Origin of the sequence: Pseudomonas sp. VI4.1 (genome assembly GCF_002029345.1) — a bacterium.
Classification (GTDB): domain Bacteria; phylum Pseudomonadota; class Gammaproteobacteria; order Pseudomonadales; family Pseudomonadaceae; genus Aquipseudomonas.
Genome location: NZ_MULM01000185.1, coordinates 79,432 through 103,390 on the forward strand (window position 1 = coordinate 79,432; position 23,959 = coordinate 103,390).

A 23,959-nucleotide genomic window follows, 5' to 3' on the forward strand; every position below is an offset into this window, starting at 1 on the left:
CGCTAGCTCAGCCAGTCGAGGGTGAGGATCAAGCGGCGCTCACCCGGCGCGGGTAATGGAGAGCGATGGATCAGGCCGAAGCCTTCGTTGCCATGCCACTTCTCGCCCTTGAGCAGCGCCACGTCGCCGCTGTCGATCTGCTGGACCTGCAAGTCGACGCCAGGCTCGGCTTCAGGCTGGCCCAGTTTGCGGCGATCCATCACCCCTTCGCGCAGCCACTGGCTGCCGATACCAGCATAGGTGGTGATCAGCCGCACCGGCACATGATCAACGTGGAAACGTGGGCACATGGCCTTGTCCAGGGCCCTGAGGCGCAGACCAATACGTTTGGCGCCCAACAGGCAGGCAAAGGCGCGGGCCAGCCACGAAACGTCGGCAATGAAGCCTTCGTAGCCTTCAAGATCGCGAAAGCCCGAAGCCAATCCTTGAAGGCCGGGTTGTGCGTCATCGTCAACCAGTTCAAACGAAAGCGCTTGCGCCAGCGGTTCGTTCAGGGACAACAGCAGGCGACCGAAATCAGCGATATGCGCCGGGAGCTGGCGATTCCAGACGGCGAGGTTTACATCGTCTTCAAGGATTCTGATCAAGGCCTCCGGGGTGGCACCCTGATGTTGATGCCGGGTTCGGCAGGACGCTTTCGCGAGCAGGCTCGCTCCCACGGGTTTCAGCGCCTCCATCACGCAGCTTCCTTCTCATGCCAGGGGCCGAACGGATCGGCCAGCAACCTCCAACCCTCGACACCCAACGCCATTTCATCATCAGTCAGCAAGCAGTCATCAAGTTCCGCGGCGAGTAGCGCGAAGTCGATGTTCTGGCCGATGAACACCAGTTCCTGCCGGCAATCGCCAGCGTCGTCTGTCCAGTTTTGCATAATCGCCGCCGTGCTTTCCGTGTCTTGCGGCCACTGGGTTTTCGACACGAAACGCCACCAGCGCCCGGCGAAACCGTGGCGCATCAACCCACCGGCCTGAGACCAGCTACCGGCATCCATGTGCTTGCTGGCCAGCCAAAAGAAACCCTTGGAGCGCAGCAGTTTGCCGTTCACCCACGGCCGGTCGATGAAACTGAAGAAACGCTGTGGATGAAAGGGCCTGCGCGCTCGATAGACGCTGGAAGCGATGCCGTACTCCTGGGTCTCTGGCACATGTTCGCCGCGCAGTTCCTGCAACCAGCCAGGCGCCTGGGCGGCCTTTTCGAAGTCGAAGCGACCGGTGTTGAGTATCTTCTCCAAGGGGATTTCACCCATCACCATCGGGATGATTTGCGCCTGGGCATTGAGCCGCTCAAGGATCGCGATCAGCTCCTGACGCTCGCGACTGCTGATCAGGTCGATCTTGCTGATCAGGATCACGTCGGCGAACTCGATCTGCTCGATCAACAGATCAGTGATCGAGCGTTCGTCCTCATCGCCCAATGTCTCACCACGGGAAGCGAGGCTTTCGGCAGCCTGGTAGTCGAGCAGGAAATTCATGCCATCGACCACCGTGACCATGGTGTCGAGCCGGGCGATGTCAGCCAGGCTCTGCCCGTCTTCGTCACGAAACGTGAAGGTCTCCGCCACCGGCAATGGCTCGGAAATACCGGTGGATTCGATCAGCAAGTAATCAAACCGACCCTCCTTGGCGAGTTTGCTGACCTCCTCAAGCAAGTCCTCACGCAGGGTGCAGCAGATGCAGCCGTTGCTCATTTCCACGAGTTTCTCTTCAGCGCGATTCAGGCTGACGTCGCGCTGGACTTCGCCGCCATCGATGTTGATTTCGCTCATGTCGTTGACGATCACGGCGACCCGCAGGTTGTCGCGGTTACGTAGCACGTAGTTGAGCAATGTGCTTTTGCCAGCACCGAGAAAGCCGGACAGAACGGTGACAGGAAGACGGTTGGGCATCGGGGATTCCTCACAGGGCATACCCGATCAAATCGTCGGGCTTGAAAAAGGCGTGGTCGCATCTAATGTAATAACATAACATACAAGCTCGACTTCCACGATGGACCTGCTCATGAACGCGCTCACTCTGCCAGATATCGCCGCGCAGGCCTCACGCCAAGCCCTGCCCCTAGAGCGGGTGGGCATGTGTGGCATTGCTCTTCCTGTTTCATTCGAAGGCCAGCGCCTTGGCGCAAAGGTCGATGCCGGCGTCAGCCTCGATGATGGCGAGGCGCGTGGCATTCATATGTCACGGTTGTACCTTGCGCTCGAAATGCTTGAACAGGAAAACCTCACGCCTGGGTTGCTGAGGCAAGTCTTGCAGCGCTTTCTGAAGAGTCACGAAGGTCTCTCCACCAGCGCCTACCTGAAGATTCATACCGAGCTGCTGCTGAAAAGGTCAGCACTAGTCAGCCCATTGTCGGGCTGGAAAAGCTACCCGGTCAGCATCGAAGCACAATTGAAAAACGCGATGTTCCACGTGGAACTAAAAATCGACGTGACCTATTCCTCGACCTGCCCATGTTCGGCGGCGCTTGCCCGTCAACTGATTCAGCAGCAATTCGTTGATGACTTCGCCAACAAGGCACTGCAACACGCCGAGGTTTTGGCATGGCTTGGCTCTACCAAAGGTATCGTTGCGACACCCCATAGCCAACGCAGCTCTGCGAAATTGCGCATTCGTCTGGGCACGCATCTGGACGAACTGCCGCTGGTCGCGATCATCAATGAGGTAGAAGCTGCGCTCGGCACTGCTGTACAAACCGCAGTAAAGCGGGCCGACGAACAAGCCTTCGCTTTGGCCAACGGTCAGAACCTGATGTTCTGTGAAGATGCTGCCCGACGCTTGCACATGGCCCTGAAACGTACACCTGGCACCAACGCGTTTCACATCCAGGTCGTCCATGCCGAAAGCTTGCACGCCCATGACGCGGTCGCTGAAACCCGGTGGAACTGGGAGGCATGATCCGGAACACAACTTATTGATCTACCGCTAATCGCGAAATCTGCCTACGTCGATAAAACCTCTATATTTTTGGCACAGCGGTAATCAGCGAGCACGTACAGCCCGAACAACGACCTGGCCTGGCTGGAACAGCATATTTCCGGGCACGACCAACGTCTTAATGACAGCTACCCAGGTTTGCCTTTAGCGTCTATGCGCTAACGCATGTGATCGAAACCTTTCGAGACACTGACCATGATCCAGATCACTTTGACTGACGGTTCAATGCGTGAATACGACCAGCCGTTGTCTGTGTATGAGGTTGCTGCGAGCATTGGCGGTGGGTTGGCCAAAGCGGCTGTCGCAGGGCGGGTAGACGGTGTGCTGGTGGACTGTGCATTCATGATCGAAGTGGATGCCCGAGTCAGTATCGTCACACCGCAAGAGCCCGATGGCCTGGAGATCCTGCGCCGTTCCTGCGCGCTGATGCTGTCGGTGGCGGTCAAGCAGCTCTATCCGAGTGCCCAGTTGCAGACTGGATCGGCGCTGGGTGATGGCTTCTTTTATGAGTTTTTTTACGAGCGTCCCTTATCCCTGGTTGATCTTGCCAGCATCGAAGCGCGCATGAAGACGCTGGCGGCGACCAATCATTCGATCCGCCGTCGCGATCCGTCATTACCATCAACACCTGGCGAAACACCATCGCGGTACCTGCTGGGAAATGTCGAATGCGTGACGGTGGGACCGCATGTTCCTGCAACCAAGGTGTTGCAGGCGTTCGCCCTGGACCATATCAGCGGTACTTCGCCACAACGGATATATGGCACCTGCTGGTCGTGCCCACAGGAACTGGAACATTGGCGCACACCGCCGCATGTGATTGTCGTGAGCATGGATGATCGCCAATTGGATTATGCCCAGTCAGTGACCGAAGCATTGCGCCGAAGTGGCGTGCGTGCCAGCGCGGACCTGCGCAACGAGAAGGTACGCCATAAGATTCGCGAGCACAGTCAGCATGTGCCGTACGTGGTGGTGATCGGCGAGAAAGAAAAGCAAGGCGGGTTTGTCAGTGTGCGCAGCCGCACCGGGGAGGATTTCGGCAGGATGGCGGTCGAGGCGGTATGTAAATGGTTGCGATCAACAGGGCTTGGGAGAGCCTGAGCGGAGTCCCACAAATCCCTGTGGGAGCGAACCTGCTCGCGAAACTTATCAGGCTCTGGGCTTGACCGTTCCGCAGTCCTGCCCCAGCCACACGGCGCGAGTGTCGAGACTGCCCTTTTGCTGAATCCCGGTGGCGTTGAAAGTGCCATTGACCTTGGTGGTGAATTCACGATCACTGAGGAACGTGGCAACGCCTGCACCCTGCGCTTTTGGACAGCTGAAGCGGAATTTCCACTGGTTGCCCGTACGCTCGGTAATTTCCTGTTTGCAGCCCGATTGCGGATCCGTCAGCGGAATGTTGTCTGTCTTGACCTGCTCAGGCGTCAGGCAAGACCGTATCCCTTTGCCACCCATGGTGATGCCCTGCTTCTCCAGCTGTGCGCGCTGTGCAGGGGTCATCTGGCTCTGTATCTGCCCAAGGATCAACTGCAGATCTGGCAGGTCCTGATTATCGACTTTCATGTTGCTCGAGGTTAATTCCCACAAACCCGGCTGCAGCATCTGCGCCTGAGCGGCCACAGGAAGAGCCAAACCAAAAGCCACGGCCAAACTCAGCAGACGAACGTTCATCGAGTAACTCCTGATCAGTAGTGGCCGTTAGACGTCAGCCACGGGCTTCGGTTCATGGGCCAATTAATTAGCGACATTCTGCACGGAACATGGTCTTTTAAGTATTGAATCTTCAGGAGCAAGGCTGCCCCATGGATTATTTCGGACCGCAAGTTTTCGGTTATCTGATCGCCCTTCTGCACTCGTTAGGCATGATCGCCGCCATCCATGCCGTGTTGACCGTTCGGACCGCTCAGGGCTCGATCGCCTGGGCCCTGTCATTGCTGTTCATTCCCTACCTGACGCTTATCCCGTATCTGGTCTTCGGCCGCAGCACCTTCGATGGCTACATCAAGGCCCGGCGTCAGGCCAACGAGGAAATGCGCAAAGCCATCGCCGAGATGAACTGGCGACCCTGGGTCGAAGAGGCGCTGACCGCACGCGCGTCCAGCGCCTACGCGTCACTCAGGGCGATGCCGAAGCTGGGACGCATGCCATGCCTGGCCAACAATGAAGTGCGCTTGCTGATCAACGGCCAGGCCACTTTCGAGGCGATTTTTCAGGCCATCAGCCACGCCAGGCAAGCCGTGCTGATCCAGTTTTTCATCATCCACGACGACCGCCTAGGCCAACGTCTGCACGCGCTGCTGCTGAAAAAAGCCGCCGAAGGCGTGGCGGTCTATCTGCTGTACGATCGAATTGGCAGCCACTCCTTGCCCCACAGCTATGTCCAGCCATTGCGCGATGCCGGCGTCGAGGTCAAAGCGTTTGCAACTCGCAGTGGTTGGCTCAACCGCTTCCAGGTCAACTTCCGCAACCACCGCAAGATAGTGGTAGTCGACGGGATCCTGGGCTTCGTCGGGGGGCACAACGTCGGTGATGAATACATGGGAGAGAAACCGCCTCTGGCCCCGTGGCGCGATACCCACGTGCAAGTGCGCGGCCCCGTCGTGGCCTGCATGCAGGAATCCTTCGCTGAAGACTGGTTCTGGGCAGCCCGTTCCCTGCCACCGCTGATCTTGCCCGACGTTTATCCTGACGATGGCGTGCTCTGCCAATTGCTCGCCAGCGGGCCGGCCGATGCCTACGAGACCTGTTCGTTATTCTTCGTCGAAGCTATCCATGCGGCCACGGAGCGGGTCTGGATCACCAGTCCCTATTTCATTCCGGACGAGGCGGTATTCGCCGCATTGCGTCTGGCGGTGCTGCGTGGCGTGGATGTGCGCATTCTGCTGCCGTCGCGACCGGATCACCGAATCGTCTACGCCGCCTCCAGCCTGTATGCCTTCGAAGCGGTGCGTGCCGGCGTGCGGGTGTTCCGCTACGAGCCTGGTTTCCTGCATCAGAAAGTGGTGTTGATCGACAGTGAAATCAGCGCCGTCGGCAGCGCGAATATGGACAACCGTTCCTTCCGGCTGAATTTTGAAGTGATGCTGTTGACCGTGGACAGCGCTTTTGCCCTGGAAGTGGAGCACATGCTCAATGATGACTTTGCCCTGGCCCACGAAATCGCTAAAGAAGAAGGCCGGGAGACCCGCCGCTTGCAACAGGTCGGCATGCGGATCGCCCGGCTGATCTCCCCCATACTCTAGGGGTTGTAAATGTCGTCGCGGGTCCATGGCAGTTCATGGCTGCCATCGGCGTGAGCTTTCACCGCCAGGATCTGGTGCAAATTGATCCAGCCCCTGGCGAATGCATAGGCGCATCCCGCGAGGTACAGCCGCCAGATTCGCAATGCCTGCTCGGGCACCAATTTGCCCGCGGCCTCCAGATTGTCCTCGAGACGTTCGCTCCAATGGTCGAGGGTACGCGCGTAATGCAGGCGCAGGCTCTCGACATCGACGATCTCCAGCCCTGCTTCGCTGATCTCGGCAGAAATCATCGATAAGTGCGGCAGCTCACCGTTGGGGAATACGTACTTCCCAATGAAATCACCGGCACCGCGCCCCACTGGACGGCCATCGGTGTACTTGGCGGTGATCCCGTGGTTCATAACCAGGCCGCCCTCCTTCACCGCGCCGAACAAGGTTTTGCAGTATTGGGTCAGGTTGGCGTGACCGACGTGCTCGAACATGCCCACGCTGACCACTTTGTCGAAACGCCCGTCCTGAGGTAAATCGCGGTAGTCCAACAGCTGTAATTCGATCAGATCGTCCAGGCCTTCGGCACTCACCCGCTCACGGGCCAAGGCCAACTGTTCACTACTGAGCGTAATGCCGAATACCTTCGCACCGAACTCCCGGGCCGCATACCGCGCCAATCCGCCCCAGCCGCAACCGACATCCAGCAAATACTCGCCGGGCTGCAGCCGCAACTTGCGACACAGGTGGCGGAACTTGGCTTGCTGGGCTTGCTCAAGGGACTCGCTACCGGTTTCGAAATAGGCGCAGGAATACGCCATGTCGCTGTCGAGCCATAGCTGGTAAAAGGCATTGGAAAGGTCGTAGTGATAGGAAATCGCTTTAGCGTCGGTTTCCTTGTCGTGAACGGTGCGAACCGGCTGGCTGCTGTCGTCCTCGTCCAATAACGCCTGACTCCATTCATCGCAGACGCGGATCACGTCGCTGATGGAACCTTCGAGCTCCAGTTTGCCTTCGACAAACGCCGCTCCTAGCGCGTCGAGACTGGGGTGGGTGAACTGGGTAACCATTTGTGGGTCCTTGACCACAATAGTGACGCTGGGCGTCGGTCCCAGGTTGAACTCATGGCCGTCCCAGAGTCGCAAGCGTAAGGGAAGTTGCAGATTCTGTAAGGCCGGCGGAAGTTGCGCGAGCATGGAGAGCCCCCCTTGTTTCAGACGTCTGATGAGAGGGTAGACCATCCTGGAAAAATAGCTGGCTATCGAATTAATAGCGATTGTCTATAACCCACGGAGCTACAACTAGCCGCCGAGCGTTCATACAGTGCTATGCCCTCAACCTAGATGACTGCAAACTTCACGCACAGTTCTAAAAAATTTTTAATCGAATACACACACGCCAGTCCAGCGCGAATCCACGGAGTTTTCGGTTCATATGTTCCACGTGGAACCAACTTCACCGATGCAGATGTAGGCATTCGGCGTGGACTAAAGCGGTAGATGCTCAAGCGGCAAAGCACCCGGCGCCTTGACCGTGTGAATGGCAAAGTTACTGCGGATGTCACTCACACCTGGCAACTTCAATAAACGCCCGGTGAGAAAACGGTCATAGGCACGCAGATCCGGCACCACCACTTGCAGCAAAAAATCTGATTCACCAGATACCAGAAAAGCCGAAATCACCTCGGGCAATGACGTCACCGCCAAGCGAAAAGACTCCGCCTGTTCATCGTTGTGGCGTTCGACCTTGACCCCGACAAACACCGTCAGTCCCAGTCCGACTTCATCGCGATCAAGAGTGGCTTGATAGCCACGAATAACTCCGGCTTCTTCGAGCATTCGCACCCGGCGCAAACAGGGCGATGCGGACAGCCCGATCTCGTCGGCGAGTTGTACATTGCTCAGGCGACCGTCCCGTTGCAGTGCTGCGAGAATCTTGCGGTCGTAGGCATCAAGTTTCATGTTTGGCAGATCCTGAGGGTGTGCGTGTTATTCCGTGGCAGGTTATGCCAACTCAAGATGATTTAGAAGCAAACTACGCAACCACCTGCCCTGCCCTTCCGCCCTAGACTGAGCGTACCGAATCGACAACCAATGGGGTGCACAGTGGCAGGACTCTGGCTGTTTTTCATGGCGCTGGCGGTGGTTTACCTGTTGCCGGGCCCGGACATGATTCTGCTTTTGCAGACCGGTGCCCGTCAGGGCAAAGGTGCCGCACTGGCGACTGCGGTGGGCCTGGGAGTTGCCCGGGGGTGCCATGTGGCGTTGGCGGCGCTCGGGCTGGCGACGCTGTTCAAAGTTGCGCCCTGGACCTTCGACGTCGTCCGTCTGGTCGGGGCTGCCTATTTACTGTGGATCGGCATTCAGTGCCTGCGAACGACACTGCTGCCGAATTTGAATGGTGCACAAGCCGCCTCCGGGAAGTCTCATTGGCGCGCAGCAATCCTGCGCGGTTTGCTCACCAATCTGCTTAACCCCAAGGCGCTGCTGTTTTGCTCGGTGCTGTTGCCGCAATTCATCAATCCTGATGCCGGCCCGGTACTCGCACAGTTTGCGACCTTGGGCATAGTACTGGTCAGCGTCGGCTTGTTGTTCGACAGCGCTTATGCGCTGACCGGCGCCGCGCTGGGTCGCTGGCTGCAACGCAGTCCATCCGCCCAGCGTTTACAGCAATGGCTGTTCGGTAGCCTGCTGATCGGATTCGCCGTGCGGTTGACGTTCGTGCAACAGGCCTGATCAGGTCAGCTTGCGCTTGCGACGATTGATCAGTACCAGGGCGATCGCTGTAAACATCACCACGCCGCCCACTTGCAGCCATTTTTTATAAGGCCGTAGCGCTGAACGGACGGGCGCCACAGCCTGGGTCACGTAGCGTTTGTCTGCATTCTGAAAATCCGGATAAGGGCAGCGCTCGCCAAAGAATATGGCCCAGGGGACATAGGGGCCTTCCTTGACGTAGCGTCGATAGAACGCAGATTTTTCTTCGACACCGGTATTCCAGCCCGCCGCCGCGCACAGTACCGCGGCAAATGCCTGGCTGGTATGGGGCAAGTTATCGGCGGCGCGACTGGCAAATTCATTGGCGACATAACGATAGTGATAACGCAGGTCGGGGCGGGCCGCGCTGGCCTGCTGGCGTCTGACTTCCTCTTCAGCCACTAACGGACCGACCTTGAGTTCGCTGCTTTGGAGACTGTAATTGCCATCGAAGGTCGCATAATCCGGAGACATCTCGTAGCCCAACAGCGCCATGCCATCGAAGCGGGCCAGTGTCGCGGCATGGAAGTACGCGAATGCCCGTTTGGTAGGCCACCATTTCGATTCGGCATCGTTGCGCAACGCTCCATACCACTTTGCCTTGGCCTGCAACTCGGTGTTGTCAAAGTACGCCGGCGCTTCGTCGTAGCGCTGCTCACGCAGCAACCGCCGCCCCAGCAAATTGCGCAATTTGGCCGCCACCGGCAACGGCACATAGTTATCGCGCTCCTGCCGGGTCAACGCGGGTGGCGCCGGCACTTGGGTGTCGACGTATTGCTTGAGCTCATCGAGGGTCAGCACCCGCTCGGCAACCGTTGCCGCGTCGAACCAATAAATGTCTTGGCTGCGATAGAGCTGATCGAACGCTTGCAGGTAATCCCCACGTTGCAGTGCCAGGATCGCGCTTTCACCCTCGACCCGGCATTTAGGCTGCAGGGTTTCGTAATCCCAATCCGGGGTGCGTCGTTCGCCCCAGGACTCATTCTGCGGGAAGGCTTGGGCAGCCTTGGCGTACGCCGCAGCGGCCGCAGTCTTGTCGCCATCGCGCATCGCCAGTTTCGCCCGCAGCCACCACGCCAGACCGCCATCGCCCGCGTGCTCAAGAAATGCCTTGGCACTGGCGTAGTCACCCTGCTGATAGTTGACTGCCGCCAGACGATCAGCATTGTCGAGGCTACCCCGAGTGCTGTTGCGCAACAGTTTGATCAGCTTCAATTCGTTCGGCGGCTGATCACCGAATGACCAGCCCATCCGACTGATCAACGACGCCGTTACCAGTTGCTGCACCGGTTTGCCCCTGAGCAACGGAGCCAGCTGATCTTCAGGCATCGCCGCCAGATCGTTCATCAACAGTTTCAGCGAGGTGTAACCCACCGCCGAACCGTGGAGGTTTTGTGTGGCATAGAGTTCGATGGCGCGGTTCCAGTCACCCCCACTGCGCGCTACGCGGGCTTCTTCGCCGAGGCTGGCGACGCCCAGTTCCAGCGGGTCGCTGAAGCCATCAATGCTCAGCTGACGAGTGTGCTCGAATGCCTTGCGCGACTGATCCAGCAACCCGGGACCCGCGTCCGCTTCGGCGCTCATGGCAAACAATGCCCGACCTGATGAATAAGCAGCCCAGGTGCTACGCAACTTTCGCTGATCAACCGGTAATGCCAGGACCTTCTGGAAGTACTCGACCGCCAGCCCACGGTCGCCCGTATTGAACGCCACGGCACCTGCCAGATAGAGCTTGAGCTCGGCCGGCAAATCCGCGCCTTGAATCTCGACCTGACGGGCATCGGTCAGGCTGCGCAGCTGTTTCACCCGTGCTTGCTGCTCTGCCGTCAAACCGGCCCGCTCTGCGTTGTCCCGCTGCTCGGCAAGATCGGGCGCATCACCATAGCCAACATTCGGATTGTGGGTGGCGGCCGTGACATTCTTGAGCCCGGCGAGCGCCTGCCCGAGGCGATTGATCTCGAAGTTGAAGTTACCTTCCGGCAGCTCCGCCAGCGATTGGCCACGGTTATCCAGCAGGCGCATCGGGAAGTCCGGCCCGCAGGCCAGCGCCGAACCCAGCGGCAGGCCGAGACTCAGGCACAGCAAGTGACGGGGCCAGTTACGGGTGAACATTTGAAGCTCCTTGATCAATGTTTGCGCAACGCGCCCAACCGATGGCGCGCTGTCCGCCGGCCGCTATTCGACCGTCACTCAGGCGCGTGAAGGTAAGCAGATCCGGGCTCTGTTGCAACGCATAGCCGGCGAGGGCATCGGCGCCGTCGCAACCCTGCACCGCCAGTGTCAGGCGTTCGGGCCAGGCGTTGTCGAGATTGCCCTGATTAACCAGGCTGATGTCATAAAGGCCTTCTTTCGCTGAAAGCTTCAGGGTCAGGCGACTGTCGAGCGCATCGCCGCGCGCCACGGCGCGCAAGGTGGTCAGGCTCCATGCCCTGCGGTCGTTGGCCAGCGGCAGACGAAACCAGATCAATCCGGCCAGATGAGCCGGAGGATCGTCGCGCAATTGCCTGCCGAGTTGGCTCAGTTGCTGCGGATCGGCCAACAGTTCCCGGCGCGTTCCGCCCCGCTCGAGGGGCACTTCGCTTTCCACGACCGGTGCGCCATTGTCCCCAGGCAACAACGCCACGCCATAGGCCGGCAGCGCCAGATAAAAAGGTTTCGAAGTGATGCGGCTCCAGGTTACGGCCCACTTTTTGGCCTGATCCGGGTCAAACAAGCCACTGCGCGGATCACTGACCGCGTGCACCTGCAACACACTGCTATCGACTGTGGATAAGAGCGCCGGTAACTCAGGGCTGTCGAGCCAGGAGGGCAAGGCAGTGATGCTCAATGGCAGTGACGCTGGCAGAACCGAGCGCAGATGCACAAGAAATTCCCGATAGGCCGGTAATCGAGCATTGCCTGCATCGTGGTCGATTTCCACGCCGGCGAGGTTCAGCCCTCTCCCTTGCCAGTCGCCTAGGACCTGCTGGATCTGCGCAGTGACCTGGTCCTGGTCCAGCGATGGGAGCTGGCCATCGAGACGAACCACCGCTATCAACGGCCTGCCGTCACCTTTGAGCAACGCCGGATCAATGCGCGCCCGACTCCAACCCGCCTGCGGGAACGCCTGCAAGGCCAACACCCGCAGGGTCGAGAAGTCAGCGCGGCTGTCCTTGATGGCGGTTTCATGGGCCGGGGTCCATTGTCGTTGCCAGACGTAGAGCTGCTGATCAAGTGGCAGTGCGTCCTGTCGTTCGCAACCGTTGAGCAATCCCATCGCTGCGAGCAACACGATCAATCGAGTCAAAAAAACCATTAACAGCCTTATCCCTGAAATGCGAAAAGGGCCGTTCATGGCCCCTTGTCGTTCTTGCCCCCTACCCTACTGAGGCCCCGGCTGATGGGCAAATGCTCACTGACAGGGCTCATCAGATATCCAACACCAAAGGTTGCAAACCCTGGGCCGGAACTGCGCAACAAATCAGGACCTGGCCTTCGTCCGGCACCTCTGCCGGCGGCTGTGGATAATGGACCTGGCCGCTGATCAAGCGAGTCTTGCAGGTGCCGCAGGAACCGCCGCGACAGCTGAATTCCGGGCGCAGCCCACGGCCTTCCGCCAACTCCAGCAAACTGCCGCCGTTCGGGTGCCAGCGGGCCTCTTTGGCCGAGCGCTGGAACACCACGGGTACCGACGCAGTGGCCGCGGGCGGTTGATCGATGACCACCGCGTCAGGATCAGGCTTGCGACGCAAGGTAGAGGGGCCAAAGGTTTCGGCGTGAATCCTGGCATCACGGATGTCCAGATCCCGCAGGCTGTCGTATAGCCCCTGGGTAAAACTGCCTGGACCGCAGAGGACAAAATCCAGCTGATCGTAGTCCTCCACTTCGAGAACGGTCTTGAGCAACGCCGTGTCGATCCGTCCCACAAGGTCAAAATCCTCGCCCTCGTGAACCTCGGGTTCCGGCTGGCTAAGCAGGCGCAACACCCTCACTGCGTCACCTGCATCGTCGAGCAAGTGATCCAGCTCCGCCCGAAACGGTTGATCGGCCAAGGTTCGCGAACCCTGGAAAAACCAGGTCGGCCGAATGTGGCGAGTACGCAGGCCCTGGTAAACCACCTCGCGCAACATCGACAGCAGCGGCGTGATACCGACCCCCGCCGCCAGCAACACCAGCGGCCGGCGTTCATGGGGTGCCACGGTGAAATGCCCTTGAGGCGCGCGGGCCTCAAGCAAATCACCCACACGAACCTGTTTATGCAAAAACGAAGAAACCAGGCCTTCGCGCTTCACGCTGATGCGCAAAAAATCATCGGACGGCGCACTCGACAGGCTGTAGGTGCGGATATGCACCTCGCCAGCAATAGTGAATCGTAGCGGCAGATGTTGCCCGGCCTGAAACACCGGGAATCCGGCACCATCGGCGGGCTGCAGATAGATCGAGCGGATGGTGTGGCTTTCCGCTTCGATCCGCACCACCCGCAACGGCCGCCATTGATCGCCCAGGGCCTGGGCTTGCAGACGAGCCCGGGCCTGCTCCCAGGTACCGGTCAGCAAGCTGGTGGGGGAAACGCCATCGAAACGCCAGCGCAAAGCCAATGCTGCCGGGCGCCGGACCACGCTTTCCACGTCGAATGTCCAGAGGCGCTCCGCACCTTGAAAAGCTTCGACTTGCGGGCCTTCAAGGATGATTTCGGTGCGCCCGCTGAGCTGCAGCAGATCACCGGAGTTGAAATCGATAAACAGCAAACCGGCGCGAGGGTTGAGCAGCAGGTTGCCCAAGGTGTTGAAGAATAGATTGCCGGCGAAATCCGGAATGGTCAGGCGATTGCCTTCCACCTGGACGAACCCGGACTGACCGCCGCGGTGCGAAACGTCCACCGAGCGCTGACCATCGACGTCCACATAGCTGGCGACGAAAAAGGTATCGGCCCCCGCGATCATGGCTCGGGCTGCATCATCCAGCCCGTCGAGGTGCTGGGCGGTGCGAGTCGACGGGTCCGCCAGCGGCACCGAGCGAAACTGCCGCAATTGAATGTATTGCGGGCAATTGCCGAAGGACTGTTCCACGCTCACAGCGAAACTGCCGGCTGTCATTGAGTGAATGCGACCGTTGATGCGGTTGCGCCGTCGGGTGTGCAGCTCGATGCCCAGTAGGCCGATCGCCGCGCCATCGCTCAATTGCGCAGGATCATCGGCACCGGGCAGGCGGCGAAATTGCAGCACACCGGGCTCGGGCGAATAAGCGAAGCCCGGCTCGCCCTCGATAATGCTGGCCCAGGGTTTACCATCGGCATCCACCGCGCCGTACAACATGAACGGCAACTGCTGATAGAACGCACGGTGCTGGTCCGGCATCTCGTTGCGTATCACCCTGCGACCGAACGCGTCCATTCGCTCGGCAACCCCAACGTGAGCCTGCAACTGTTTCTCGCCAGCATGCCAAGGCGAACGGTTCATAACGGCTTCTCCCCTGCGCCATCGACGCAGCGTGAACGACCCTTGTATCGGGCCGCCAGCATCAGGCGGTTGTTTGCAGGCCGGCGACGGTACGCGGCATGCCGACAAAACCGGGCAAGGCTTCGATGCGCTTCAGCCAGGCGCGCACGTTGGCATAGTCTTCCAGGGAGACATTACCTTCGGGTGCATGGGCGATGTAGCTATAGGCCGCGACGTCGGCAATGGTCGGCTCGCTATCTGCCAGAAAAGTCGTATGAGCGAGTTCCTGATCGATCACTTTGAGCACGTCATGGGAACGGGCAATCGCTTCTTCAGCGTTGTGGGGCGCGCCGAATACTGTGATCAACCTCGCCCTGGCAGGGCCAAATGCGATCGGCCCGGCGGCCACCGACAACCAGCGCTGCACCTTGGCAGCACCGACCGGGTCGACTGGCAGCCAGCGACCGTTGCCGTACTTTTGCGCCAGATAAACCAGAATCGCGTTGGAGTCCGCCAGTACCACGCCTTGATCATCAATGACCGGAACCTGACCGAAAGCATTGAGCGCCAGGAACTCCGGCTGCTTGTGTGCACCCTTGGCCAGATCGACAAAGATCAGCTCGGTCGGCAGTTGCAGCAGGGACAGCATCAACTCCACACGGTGAGCATGGCCGGAACGGGGGAAGTTGTAGAGTTTGATCGCGTGCATGGTCGACTCCGCAGGGTGGGTGGCGCTGTTCGGGAGAGATCAGCGCCGATGCCCGCTATCTTCCACCCGCAACCAAAACAATAGAATCACCAGCAAACGCAATCCATTATTTCAACCAGCGCAATAATTGCTTATCCCTGCAAGGCCGGGTGTTCGCGTAGCGCCTCCACGGCGAAATCGACGAAACTTCGAACTCGCGCGGGGGCGTTGCGCCCGCCCTGGTACACCACATGGATGGGTAATGGCGGCAATTCGAAGTCGGCCAACACGATTTCCAACTCACCGGCGGCGACTTTGTTTGCGACCTGATAAGACAGGACCCGGGTGAAACCCAGCCCCAGACACGCTGCAGTGATCGCCGCCTGATTCGCCGTCACCACCAATCGGGGCTCAGGACGAACACTGAGCGGTTCACCTGCGTCAAGAAACGGCCAGCTTCTCACCTGACCGATAGCGGACGTGGCAATAACCGGTGCCTGAGCCAGGTCGCGAGGATGTTGCGGTCGACCCTGGGCCATCAGAAACCCTGGCGATCCGCAAATCACCCGCCGCACTTCACCCACGCGAATCGCGTGCTGATGACTGTCGGGCAACTCACCGATGCGCACGGCGACATCAACGCCCTCCTCGACCATGCTCACCACCCGGTCGACCAGCAAGCCATTGATGCTGACTTCAGGGAACCGGGTCAGATACTCCACCATCACTGGCGTGACAAACAGCTCGCCAAACAACACCGGCGCGGTGATCGTCAATTGCCCACGGGGCTGGGCGTGGCTGCCTGCCGCCGAGTCCTCGGCTTCCTGCACCTCGGCGAGAATCCTGCGACAGTCTTCCAGATATCGCTGACCGGCCTCGCTCAAATGCACGCTACGGGTCGTGCGGGTGAGCAACAGCGTGCCGATGCGTTTTTCCAGCGCCGCCACCGCTCGGGTGACGCTGGCGGCCGACATGCCCAAACGCCGCGCCGCCGCCGAGAAGCCCTGATCCTGGGCGACGGCGGCGAAGACCTGCATTTCCTGGAACCGGTCCATAAGTGTATGTCCTTTCAAAATCAAAAAATCGCAGCCTTCGGCAGCGCCTACAGGTGTGTTTCCTGTGAGTGCTGCGAAGGGTGCGATCTTTTTGGCGCTAATGGTTGCCTACAACATAGTTTGTCACAAGGTGCCCCGAAAACATTGGTCAACCCGCATCCTATCCCCTACCTCTTCAGAAACATAGTTTGTCCCGGGCCTCGGTTTCGATCGAATCCACTGGTTCGCTGACGACAACATAGTTTGTCCCAGCTACTAGGCAGCATCAGGCATAGTCATTCGCTCTAGTCGTTCTTCACAACGCAGGAGGTATGGATTCAGTCGATCAGGCTCGAAGGGATGATTTCCAGCACCCAAACCATTTCGACAACGGACCTCATCGCATTAAAGCTGGGGAAGTCCGAAGAAAGCGACTCAATCAGCGCTGTGCCCTTGCTGGTCCCCGCAAGATCATCTCGAGCAACATATCGTAAATAGGCTATTGACATCAGACCAATCCTCGCACTGCGGCTCCCCGGGCGGCGATTGCTGTACTCATATCCTCGATGCTCACCGGATTTAGCGGTTTCCGAATCATGCCCTTGAGGGCTTGAACGGGTTGATTGGAAGGCATGATGGCGAACTTCCCACGCTCCAGTTCCACAAACTCAATCCGATCACCCGCCTTAAGGCCGAGTGCTATCCGAATCTGGACCGGGATGGTGACTTGACCTTTAGACGTTAACGTTGCAGTTGTCATAAGCTCTCCCGTTCAAAGTTCCAATTCCTTACATCATAGTAAGGTAGCCAAAAATTCAAGATGGCTTGTTTGCAACATAGTTTGTCACAACGTGCCCCGAAAACATTGGTCAACCCGCATACTATCCCCCTGGGTATGGATTCAGTCGATCAGGCTCAGAGCGTTTTGAGACAGCGCCCAAGCTACGTGGTGAATAGCAGGATCACTCGGGCAGAAAGCCGCGGTGACTTGCGTTGGCACAATTCAACGCCCGTGTCCTGATTTCTTCCGAGGATCAAGACCCACTTAGCCAGAGCATAAATCTCACTCCAAGTGAGCAGTGCAAAACTTGCTCGGCCATACGAAGCTTGGAGTACCGTCCGGTTACTCATGATCATCGGATACCTGGCAAAGCTGTGCGTCGTCGAGACCCGACGCACCACCCTCACCCTGATCCGGAGTTACGACGAAATCAACCTGATCGCATCGCGTTCACCATCCCCATAAAGCTGACGGAGAGGACTGTATAACGCTATGCTCTAGACCAAAATTTACGAGGTACCAGGCCATGCTCACTACCTTTACCTGTAGCCAGGCTCGCCGTCGAATCCGTCGCCTGCTTGTGCTGATCGCTCAAGGTCACAATTTCGTCATAACTAAGAACGGGCGAGAAATGTGCCGGTTGGTGGCTGCAGAGTCGAAGGAGAATCCGTAATGAAAACGTCCGCTACAAAGAGCAATCAGCCATTAGCTGCCGGTCAGCACGGGCGGAAAGCGGCCAAAAGCGACCGGTCTGAATGACCGAGGCCAGCCCAAAAGCTGACGCTCAGCAACATCAATATCGTGGTCTGACCCTGATTGTTCTCTGGCTGTTGACCAGCAACCCACCTGCGGAAAATTGGGCTGCCGCAAAGTTCATTGCCGTTTTACAAGTGTCGTATGCAAGTTGAAGAATGTTCCCGAGACGTCAAAAGCGAGCATCATTTAGGTTTTGACCTCCTCTTGACTCTCATGTTGTTGTAAAAGCCCCGCGATGTAATTATTCCCCCCGCTTGGGAATACATAGTTAGGTTCTTTCAAGAGTGTAACTACTCAAATACCCCTCTCTGAGAGGCAATTTTTTATTCGCTAAAGTCCAAGCCATACCCTGTTTTAGCATCGGATGTACGCGAAATTCAGTTCTATGCAAGGCCGTGTTGCGCTTTATGGTAATTGCAATGACTTGATCAGCACCCTTCGTAAGCATGACCGGCAGAGAACGACCCAGGCTGTGTTAAAACGTAGCCGAGCCTTTGGGGCGTTCGGAAATGGGGCGAAAATTACGCCTGTACGCAAAATCCAGCTCTGCCAACCAACCAAATATTTACGGATTTCACATAGAAACGCCCTGTTCGATTTGGCGCTGACGTTTTCACACAGCCTGGACCCGAAGCGGCCAGTCACAGCGCTGCACTAGCGACTGTCGCTTCAGGTAAGAACGCGAGCCAGAAGACTAGGCGCCGGTGATGCCGGTTGCTTTTAAATAGTTAATTGCAAGCGATTCTGCTTCCTTTGCAACTCTGACGATACTGATCTGATCATTCTGGACCTTGGTTTTCACACGCAAATAGGTATTGAAAGACTCCAGGGTTTCGCCAGCAGCGTGAAGCTCGCTTTCGATAATGGCGTTCACCACTTCCTCTTTATTACGATAGCGATCTTTCAGTCGTTGATATGCCGCCATTTCCAGCGCTTCGCCAGCGGTACCGGAAACTTTTTTGGTGAGATTCGTAAACATGATTGGTTCCTCAGATGCTTCGGTTTGTTGGTGATTAACCACCGCTGAGGATGTTGCTCTAACCGGATGAGGGATAAAATAGAACGATTTACGATGTGTAAAGATACCCTTGACAAATAAAATTTATGACAATTATGAGTCGGCTTCTATCGATATGATGGATGCTCAGCTTCAGTCGCTGCTTGCGATCACTTGGCAGCATCGAAAAAACGATGGGGTAACCCGTCTACTTGAATTGGCTAAGTTGGCCCAGGAGAAGGTTGCCGAGTGCACAACAATCTTCAAAACGGATCGCGATCAGGAATACGCCGTTATGCGAACTCTCGATGCGCTTCAGCATGCCTGTCGGCGGCCTGGGACGCAGCGAGCCGCATATTTTTTAAATGACTGGGCGATAACGCCTTCAGGCTTGGACCTGCCCCGCTTGCATTGCGAGACTAAGGCTCCGTTTCAGGTTGTTACGGCGCTGGTAACAGAGGCTAAGAGAGATTTGGAAGCTCGCGCCATTCGCGGCAAGGTGCAGGAACAGTTGCGCAGGAGCATTCGTGCAATTGGAGAAGCGGAACAATTTCCATTTCATGTCCCCACGTTAGCCGAATGTATCGTGGGGCTAGCCAGCCGACCTGGGCGTGTCGTCGAGGCAGAACTGACGGCTGACGTCGCACGCTATGAAAAAGAGGCGGAACGAATAGCGCTGGACACGCAACACATCAAGATGATGGAAATCGCTGCCGAATTGCTACCGATCGCACAGAGCATTTACATTCAGATTGACCAATGCTACCCCTGGAGCGAAATTGCAACTAGCGCGGCAAAAATGACAAGTCTCAAGACGCTTAAAATGTATACGCATCTTAACTACCACGGCTTAGCCAATGATGCTCGCTTCTCTCATCACCACGTAAAAATTCCAATAATTCCAGCGGCCAGCTTCCGTAAAGATATGACCATTTGGATTATGCGGGCCTCTGCACTCATGTTCAGCGGGCCAGACAGAGAGACCCGAACTCTTCAACGCAGCATCGTCGATGCGGAACGAGCCGATGTTCAAATATATGGTAAGCGGCTGTTGGACTCGCTTGTGATGATCGTTCCTCTCGACGATGAAACGCACGATATCGAAAGGCAATTGGCGCTGTTGCTGATCAGGCTCGATGCGGTCTGGCGGCGACGTGGTTTTGATGTGAAGGCGTCTGCAAAATTTCTTGAAAAGCTACCTGTGAGCCTTCGCGACCTGGTCGTGAATCACGGCATGCGTCGCAAGGTGGTAAGGTCGAAAAAGTCGCTTCTCTTCTGTCTAGCAGGGCTTGTAGCAGAAAATGTGTACCGGTTTCGAGATCAACATGAAGCACTGCTGCCCAAAGGTATTAAAACCAGAACTGAAATTGACGATTACGTTTCGGTTTTGGTGAAAGAGCATGGTTTCCAGTACACCGCCGAAACCTTGCGCAGGAAGCGATCCCAGTGGTGCCGAGAGTTTCTTGACCGCGTGCCAGAGATTTTCGGGCTTGAGGATACCTAAGCTGTCAGTGTTCCGCCGCCTGATCAAGTGCAATGCAAAGTGGTCAAATGGAGTGCCATTTCGTATTTTATGGAAAAATCTTCGGGGCGGCGCGATTGACCGTGCGTGTCAGTCGATCTGACTGCTTAAGGCATGATCAGAGGAGATTTACCGCGTGTAGCTGATAAGCTGACACAGCGGTTTGCTGACGAGCATCTCTTCCCTGATGTGTCTGGAACCCGTCCTAAGCAGCATCATTACTTCTGAAAAAGAGAGCGCTAATTTGAGTCTTCGCTTTTCGAACGAAGGTCCAGCATTTCCGGAGCAACTGGTTGATGCTTTGCTTACTGGCGACGTGGTTTTTCTTTGTGGTGCGGGCATAAGCGCGCCCCAGCTGCCATTGTTTGCAGGTTTAGTCGATGAGTGCGTTGGCCGGCTTGGTTTGGAAAAAAATGCATCTGAGGCTGAGTCGTTCAAAAGTTACAGATTTGAAGAGGTGTTGGGATCGTTAAGTCGCCGGACTGTAGATCCAGGCGATGTGACTCGGGCGGTAGTGAATATACTGCAGGAGCACTCAGAAGATGCTGATTTGGCTCACCACCACACGATTCTCAAGCTATCGCGTAGCCTTGATAACCGCCCGACTGTCATCACAACCAATTTTGACACAATGCTAGAGAAAGCATTGTGGGATGTGGAAGGTCTCCAGCGGGCGCAGGAGCTAAGCTTTGCTGGCCAAGACTTGCCATCGCCCGGTAGCACAGACTTCGGTGGGATCATTCACCTCCACGGCCGTATCGCCGACGAGCAGATCGGTCTAAAGCAGACGCCGCTCGTCGTAACTAGCGCGGATTATGGTGATGCCTACATGCGTTCGGGTTGGGCATCTCGTTTTTTATTCGACCTGTGTCGCTGCAAGACCGTTGTTCTTATAGGCTATAGCGCGGGCGACGCACCGGTCCGCTACTTCCTGAATGTTCTCGAAGCTGATCGGCAGCGATTCCCTGATGTGCTTCCTGTCTATGCGTTAGATCCGGTCAAGGCGCGAGAGCTACCAGACGCTCGCTGGAGCACACTGGCAGTCGAACCGATTGCGTACGAATTCACTACTGATGCTGCGAATGGGGATCAAGATCACAGCGCGCTGTGGCGTGACCTTGATCAACTTGCAGAGCTCGTTGTTCGACCACGAACGACTAGGCATGCTTGGGCTCAAACAATCCTGGTAAAAAACTTCGATGCATCTGATCTAGCCGAACGTGATCGTATCTTGTGGCTACTTCAAGGGCGCCGAGACCTTTGGTCGATTGCGATCAGATCGATTGAGGATGTCGCCTGGTTTGATTTTCTGGTCGAGCGCAAGGTTTGGAGTGACCAAGATGGAGCCTGGATCCTGGCTGCTTGGATTGCCCGAAACCTACAATCGGTCGATCGGTTCAGGGTCGCCATAAAATGGTTGGAACAGTTCGACAAGCCGTTCTCCGACGCGCTCGCCAGGAACGTTGAGCAGAGCAAAGATTTACCAGACTTGTGGTACCGAGCTTGGCGCCTCCTTGCGGCCAGTCGGCAGCGCTTTCGTAAGGACATAGATCTTCACTTCTATGCCATGCTGAAGATCCTTCGCGGATCCGTTGTACTGAATAATGATCTTCATCACGCTGTAGGGCTGATTACCCCCGTATTCAAACTGACTGCTCGAGAATTGTCTGAAGGCAGCTCTCCAAATCGCTTGGCCGATATCTTTGGATCTCGCTGGATCATACGAGGGCAAGACGAAGCTAGCGAACTGGTTGACGCTCTTGTCGAAGTGCCGCAATCGCATGTGATCATCGCAATCGCTACGGCGAAGCTTCAGGAGGTTGTTGGAGTAGCTGTCGACCTGGATGCAATCGACGAACATTTCGATAGAAACGACTACTCAGTGCCATCGGTAGAGCCGCACGTACAAAACGAACATCATGAAGGACCTGTCTTTCTCGTCCAGCTTCTTGCGCGCTTACTTCCCGCTGCCACCCAAGTGGATAGAGAGACAACCCGTTCATTGGTAACGACGTGGCGTAATCTGCCCGGTTTCTTGGGGTGCAGGCTATGGCTACACGCGCTGCGTAACAAAGTGCTTTTCAGCGGAGATGAGGCAATTGCTGGGCTAGTAGCGCTCCCACAGAATGTCTTCTGGCATATCCGGCGCGAGCTCGCACTCGTACTGCGCGACCGTGCGGCCGACGCTGATGCGGAGCTGGTTACCCAAGTCGAACAGCGCATCCTCACTGAAGGAAATTCCTACTACCAACATTACACAATTGAGGAAGGTCAGGTTGATTGGCGCGGCCACGCACGCGATTCGGAGGTGTGGTTACGACTCAACATGCTCAATGCTGCCGGGAGGCTGTCCGGACGCGGCTCCACTGAGTTAGCCACTATCAAGAGGGCGCGGGAATATCTGGATCGTGATGTGGAAGAACGCGATTTTTTCGGATCCTATAGTTACGGCGTTCAGGCAGTTATCGGAGACGCACAGACAATCGTCGATGCGGGAGATGGTGAAAGGCTGGAGGTGGCCCTCCAAGTCATCCATAGCCCTGACATAAGAAAGCAACTGGGATGGAGCGTCTATTGCCGGACTGACCCGAGTGGGGCCTTCGACACGCTTGCCCAAGCGGAGCTTGACGCTTCAAACGCCCCGCTATGGGGCACTCTCATCGGTTCCCTTTCGTTTCCGCAAGGAGACTCTGATGAAAGCCGCAGCAAACTTGTCATCAGTATTTTCGAGGTGATTAAGCCTGCGAACGAATCCTTTTTAAAGCTCATAATCTACCGCTTAGCGGACCTTTACTTCAGTACTCCTAGGCAATCGGCTCAGGCACTCACGGATTGGTGGCCACGGTTGTTTTCCATTGCCGTACATCATGATAGCGAACCTTTCGATGCGAGCCGCGAACTTGCTGAAGATGCAATAAATTCGCCAGTCGGGCGTCTCACCCAAGCGCTGTTGACTGACATTGAATGGTGCCGTCAGGCGGGTGCGCTTATTAGGCCGGAACTGCTGAAGAGTATCGTTTCTGTGGCCTCGACAGAGGGACGCCAAGGCGTGTTCGCGCGTGCAGTCCTAATACGCGATGCAGCGTTTATTCTATCAATCGATGGGCAAGCTGTGACCGAATTACTCGACGCTGCGCTTACTGGCGAATCTGTCGAGGCAGCGGCGCTGCGCTCAGTGTTAGTCAACCAGGCAAACCTGTCTTCTACAACCTCCCGGGTATTCTGTAAGCACATCTTGCAGGGTGTTACAGAAATCGGAGGCCGGGATCGAAGCTCGAGGGCAGCCGCCGCTAAAATCATGGCACCAGCCTTATCGATCATTCGCCAAGAACAAGACGCCGATCATTGGGGCATATCACTTGAGCAAACGGATTTGGCGCTCAAAAAGGGCCCTCCGGCGTTGCGTGAGGGCGCTGTACGCTTGCTCGCGCAATGGATTCATGAGATTGAGGGCGGCCCAGCAGAGGCATGGCGCACCAGCATAGGTCGTTTACTTGCCAGGTGGTCGCGTGACCGCGAGCTTTACGAAAAGGAGCTAACGCAACATTTTGCCGAGCTTGCGATTGCGTCGGCAGATGCGTTTCCTGAGGCTCTAAATCAATTACTGCCCTATCTAACGCGTCTACATGGTCGTGGCAGCCTCTACGCAATCGAGTCGTCTGAAGCTCCTGAGAAATTTCCTAGTGATACTTTGACATTGCTCTGGACGCTATTCGGACCGGGCTGCACCAGTAGTCTTTACGGGGTACCCAAGGTCCTAGAGCGCATGATCAAAGCCAAGCCAAGTATCGAACTGGATCGGCGGTTGCAATGGCTTGACCAAATGGCTCTTCGCTATGAGTAAGGAA

The 23,959-nt window shown here is 56.9% G+C and carries 20 protein-coding genes and 1 pseudogene; 8 read left to right on the forward strand and 13 right to left on the reverse strand.

Going from position 1 to position 23,959, the window contains the following annotated elements:
* Positions 1-2: 2 nt before the first annotated feature.
* Entirely contained in the window at positions 3-677 is a 675-nt protein-coding gene (locus BZ163_RS33675; protein WP_128874554.1) for a DUF1826 domain-containing protein, read from the reverse strand.
* Positions 677-1,885, reverse strand: coding sequence for a zinc metallochaperone GTPase ZigA (zigA, locus tag BZ163_RS33680; protein WP_128874555.1), 1,209 nt, complete (start codon positions 1,883-1,885; stop codon positions 677-679). The genes BZ163_RS33675 and zigA overlap by 1 nt, the downstream gene beginning before the upstream one ends.
* Before the next feature lie 112 nt (positions 1,886-1,997).
* On the opposite strand from zigA, the gene folE2 reads away from it, so the two are divergent.
* Together folE2 and BZ163_RS33690 are read left to right on the forward strand one after the other, a co-directional pair.
* Positions 1,998-2,891, forward strand: coding sequence for a GTP cyclohydrolase FolE2 (folE2, locus tag BZ163_RS33685; protein ID WP_128874556.1), 894 nt, complete (start codon positions 1,998-2,000; stop codon positions 2,889-2,891).
* 234 nt (positions 2,892-3,125) lie between these two features.
* Positions 3,126-4,031: a His/Gly/Thr/Pro-type tRNA ligase C-terminal domain-containing protein gene (locus BZ163_RS33690; RefSeq protein WP_128874557.1), complete on the forward strand. Its 906-nt coding sequence runs from the start codon at positions 3,126-3,128 to the stop codon at positions 4,029-4,031.
* Positions 4,032-4,079: 48 nt separating this feature from the next.
* Here BZ163_RS33690 and BZ163_RS33695 read toward each other — a convergent pair whose 3' ends face one another.
* Positions 4,080-4,601, reverse strand: a complete 522-nt coding sequence (locus BZ163_RS33695; protein ID WP_128874558.1) for a DUF3617 domain-containing protein — start codon at positions 4,599-4,601, stop codon at positions 4,080-4,082.
* A 27-nt stretch (positions 4,602-4,628) separates the two neighbouring features.
* Between BZ163_RS33695 and BZ163_RS36645 the strand changes: the two are divergent.
* Positions 4,629-4,709: pseudogene (locus tag BZ163_RS36645) on the forward strand (CRISPR-associated DxTHG motif protein); the annotation flags it as partial.
* A gap of 23 nt (positions 4,710-4,732) precedes the next feature.
* A complete protein-coding gene (gene cls / locus BZ163_RS33705) occupies positions 4,733-6,172 on the forward strand; it encodes a cardiolipin synthase (RefSeq protein ID WP_128874559.1) in 1,440 nt (479 codons plus the stop codon).
* Here cls and cfaB read toward each other — a convergent pair.
* Together cfaB and BZ163_RS33715 are read right to left on the reverse strand one after the other, a co-directional pair.
* Positions 6,169-7,356: a C17 cyclopropane fatty acid synthase CfaB gene (cfaB, locus tag BZ163_RS33710; RefSeq protein ID WP_128874560.1), complete on the reverse strand. Its 1,188-nt coding sequence runs from the start codon at positions 7,354-7,356 to the stop codon at positions 6,169-6,171. The two genes, cls and cfaB, sit on opposite strands and share 4 nt — an antisense overlap.
* Positions 7,357-7,647: 291 nt before the next feature.
* A complete protein-coding gene (locus tag BZ163_RS33715; RefSeq protein WP_128874561.1) occupies positions 7,648-8,121 on the reverse strand; it encodes an Lrp/AsnC family transcriptional regulator in 474 nt (157 codons plus the stop codon).
* A gap of 144 nt (positions 8,122-8,265) precedes the next feature.
* On the opposite strand from BZ163_RS33715, the gene BZ163_RS33720 reads away from it, so the two are divergent.
* Positions 8,266-8,895: a LysE family translocator gene (locus tag BZ163_RS33720; protein WP_128874562.1), complete on the forward strand. Its 630-nt coding sequence runs from the start codon at positions 8,266-8,268 to the stop codon at positions 8,893-8,895.
* Here BZ163_RS33720 and BZ163_RS33725 read toward each other — a convergent pair whose 3' ends face one another.
* The 7 genes from BZ163_RS33725 to BZ163_RS33750 all read right to left on the reverse strand — a co-directional run bounded on the left by BZ163_RS33725 (position 8,896) and on the right by BZ163_RS33750 (position 16,815).
* A complete protein-coding gene (locus tag BZ163_RS33725; RefSeq protein WP_128874563.1) occupies positions 8,896-11,028 on the reverse strand; it encodes a hypothetical protein in 2,133 nt (710 codons plus the stop codon). It abuts the gene before it with no gap.
* The gene (locus BZ163_RS33730; protein WP_128874564.1) at positions 11,015-12,211 is read right to left on the reverse strand and encodes a DUF3142 domain-containing protein; all 1,197 of its coding nucleotides are present in this window, start codon (positions 12,209-12,211) and stop codon (positions 11,015-11,017) included. The genes BZ163_RS33725 and BZ163_RS33730 overlap by 14 nt, the downstream gene beginning before the upstream one ends.
* A 112-nt stretch (positions 12,212-12,323) precedes the next feature.
* Positions 12,324-14,354 carry a pyridoxamine 5'-phosphate oxidase family protein gene (locus BZ163_RS33735; protein ID WP_128874565.1) on the reverse strand — a complete coding sequence of 677 codons (2,031 nt, stop codon included), beginning with the start codon at positions 14,352-14,354 and terminating at the stop codon, positions 12,324-12,326.
* Between the two features lie 61 nt (positions 14,355-14,415).
* Positions 14,416-15,042, reverse strand: a complete 627-nt coding sequence (locus BZ163_RS33740; protein WP_128874566.1) for a glutathione S-transferase family protein — start codon at positions 15,040-15,042, stop codon at positions 14,416-14,418.
* Between the two features lie 131 nt (positions 15,043-15,173).
* A complete protein-coding gene (locus BZ163_RS33745) occupies positions 15,174-16,076 on the reverse strand; it encodes a LysR family transcriptional regulator (RefSeq protein WP_128874567.1) in 903 nt (300 codons plus the stop codon).
* A 317-nt stretch (positions 16,077-16,393) separates the two neighbouring features.
* Positions 16,394-16,564, reverse strand: a complete 171-nt coding sequence (locus tag BZ163_RS34995) for a hypothetical protein (RefSeq protein ID WP_168187439.1) — start codon at positions 16,562-16,564, stop codon at positions 16,394-16,396.
* The gene (locus BZ163_RS33750) at positions 16,564-16,815 is read right to left on the reverse strand and encodes an AbrB/MazE/SpoVT family DNA-binding domain-containing protein (RefSeq protein ID WP_128874568.1); all 252 of its coding nucleotides are present in this window, start codon (positions 16,813-16,815) and stop codon (positions 16,564-16,566) included. The genes BZ163_RS34995 and BZ163_RS33750 overlap by 1 nt, the downstream gene beginning before the upstream one ends.
* A 776-nt stretch (positions 16,816-17,591) precedes the next feature.
* Between BZ163_RS33750 and BZ163_RS35000 the strand changes: the two genes are divergently transcribed.
* Positions 17,592-17,744, forward strand: coding sequence for a hypothetical protein (locus BZ163_RS35000; protein ID WP_168187440.1), 153 nt, complete (start codon positions 17,592-17,594; stop codon positions 17,742-17,744).
* A 542-nt stretch (positions 17,745-18,286) separates the two neighbouring features.
* Here BZ163_RS35000 and BZ163_RS33760 read toward each other — a convergent pair.
* The gene (locus BZ163_RS33760; RefSeq protein ID WP_128874570.1) at positions 18,287-18,571 is read right to left on the reverse strand and encodes a hypothetical protein; all 285 of its coding nucleotides are present in this window, start codon (positions 18,569-18,571) and stop codon (positions 18,287-18,289) included.
* A gap of 109 nt (positions 18,572-18,680) precedes the next feature.
* On the opposite strand from BZ163_RS33760, the gene BZ163_RS33765 reads away from it, so the two are divergent.
* On the forward strand, positions 18,681-20,093 hold the full coding sequence (locus tag BZ163_RS33765; protein WP_128874571.1) for a hypothetical protein: 1,413 nt from the start codon (positions 18,681-18,683) through the stop codon (positions 20,091-20,093).
* Between the two features lie 181 nt (positions 20,094-20,274).
* Complete coding sequence (locus BZ163_RS33770) at positions 20,275-23,955, forward strand: SIR2 family protein (protein WP_256579193.1); 3,681 nt, start codon at positions 20,275-20,277, stop codon at positions 23,953-23,955.
* Positions 23,956-23,959 lie beyond the last annotated feature (4 nt).